1 protein-coding gene is annotated in these 1,431 nt (G+C 51.5%); it reads left to right on the forward strand.

Features of this window, described 5'->3' with window-relative positions; all coding sequences use genetic code 11:
• A partial coding sequence (locus tag A7Q09_RS09980; protein ID WP_134391296.1) for an outer membrane beta-barrel protein occupies positions 1-1,428 on the forward strand: 1,428 nt, incomplete at its 5' end.
• Between the last annotated feature and the right edge of the window lie 3 nt (positions 1,429-1,431).

Genomic DNA, 1,431 nt, shown 5'->3' on the forward strand with positions numbered 1-1,431 from the left:
GAAGAGAAGAACAAGCAGATAGAGGAGCTAACCAAGAAGCTAGAGGATCAGGGGATACCGGTGCAAGCGAACACTAAGGGGATAGTGCTGAGTGGGTATGTGGATGCCAGCTACACCTATAATTTTATCAACGCTCCGGCTTTCAATAGAGTGCCTGGTTTTGTTCCTCCGCCGGGATATGTAGGGCCGACCAACACGGCAGGTTTTGCTCAGGGCTATCCGGCGATACCTGGTCGAGAGCCGGTGGATGCGATTCCTGGGGGAGGCTTTAACATGAACGCCTTTAAGCTGGCCTTGGAGAAGCCCTTGACTGAAGAGAATCGATGGCAGGCAGGCTTTAGGGCAGATCTTATAGTGGGGCAGGATGCGGTAGTAGGAGCACCGGATGCGATCACTGGCTTAGGGGTTCCTTTTAGTTCCTGGTATTCGTTCAACACCTCGAGTTTTTGGTTAGAGCAAGCGTATGTGATTTTTCGGGCGCCTATAGGCAATGGGTTGGACATAAAGATAGGCAAGTTTGTGGATCCGGCTGGCTACGAGGTAGTGGAGCGGCCAGTGAACCTGGATTTTACCTATGGGCTTTTGTTTGCGAATCTTTTGCCGACTACCCTTACTGGGATGCAAGCGATTTACCGGTGGGATGACCAATGGACGAGCCGGTTGGGGATAGCCGATGGGGGCTTTAACGTATCGAGGGGGGGGATGGAATATTTTGGCTATCTCAACAACATGATCAACAACAACGATGCCTATTTATTGTTTTTGAACAGCCAATGGGAGGCGAAAGGGAAGAATGCGACGCTCAGCGGCACTCTCATGTACGGGTTTAATGGGGTCAATCCGCCGGGCTTTGGAGCCTCTCCGATCAATGGGGTAGCGCAGCCTTATGGGATAGCGCAGGGGATAAGGGGAGAAGGCCCATTCAACCAGAACAATGCGTTTTTTCTTGGGGATGTATGGGGATCATGGGCTCCGAAGTTTGCCCGGGACAGGCTTCTGTTAGGCTTTGAATTGACAGGGGGTTTTTACAACAACAATGTGACGGTGGTACCCGGAGCGATCAGCGGGCTGCCTGTCGATTTATCGAGTGGGCCCTCGAACTGGTATGGGGCTGCCCTTCACATGAAATACCAAATTACGGACATTATCAGTATTGCCCAGCGTGCGGACTGGATGGAATCAGGATGGAATTCTATCCTTGCTGGACACAATGCACCAACCGACATTTGGGCCTACACGGCGACGCTTGCGTTTGATCTGGCTGATAATTTCATGATTCGGCTTGAGTACAGGATGGATTGGGGCAAGGGAGTCCTTGGCTACTACGGTTTTCCTTTCCAAAACCCAACGGGCAGTCCTACAGCCCTCCTAGGTACCTCCAATGGTCCGGTCTACTTCGTAGGCTTGGAATTTGTCTATAGCTTCTAAGTA

The sequence above is a fragment of the Methylacidiphilum sp. Yel genome, assembly GCF_004421185.1.
In the GTDB taxonomy this organism is placed as follows: domain Bacteria; phylum Verrucomicrobiota; class Verrucomicrobiia; order Methylacidiphilales; family Methylacidiphilaceae; genus Methylacidiphilum.